The 558-nt window shown below is 66.7% G+C and carries 1 protein-coding gene; it reads left to right on the plus strand.

The window, feature by feature from the left end:
- The coding region (locus tag F3J18_RS37750) for an electron transfer flavoprotein subunit alpha/FixB family protein (RefSeq protein ID WP_166917244.1) at window positions 1-558 on the plus strand (558 nt) is incomplete at both ends.

Consider the following 558-nt stretch of genomic DNA (forward strand, 5'->3'; position numbering starts at 1 on the left):
CGCAGATCTCGGACATCACGGCAGTGGACAGCGCCGATACCTTCGAGCGCCCGATCTACGCCGGCAACGCGATCGCGACGGTGCAGTCGAGCGATGCGATCAAGGTGATCACGGTGCGCTCGACGGGCTTCGATCCGGTGGCGGCCGAGGGCGGCAGCGCGTCGGTGGAGAAGATCGAGGCGGCGGCCGACAGCGGCAAGTCGCAGTTCGTGAACCGTGAAGTGACCAAGCTCGATCGTCCGGAGCTGACCAGCGCGAACATCATCGTGTCGGGCGGCCGCGGGCTGGGCAGCGGCGAGAACTACACGAAGGTGCTGGAGCCGCTGGCCGACAAGCTGTCGGCGGCGCTGGGCGCCTCGCGCGCGGCGGTCGACGCGGGCTACGTGCCGAACGATTATCAAGTGGGCCAGACCGGCAAGATCGTGGCGCCGCAGTTGTACATCGCGGTGGGCATCTCGGGTGCGATCCAGCATCTGGCCGGGATGAAGGACTCGAAGGTGATCGTGGCGATCAACAAGGACGAGGAAGCGCCGATCTTCAGCGTGGCCGACTACGGCA

The sequence above is a fragment of the Burkholderia sp. Ax-1720 genome, assembly GCF_011753035.1.
GTDB classification, from domain to species: domain Bacteria; phylum Pseudomonadota; class Gammaproteobacteria; order Burkholderiales; family Burkholderiaceae; genus Burkholderia; species Burkholderia gladioli.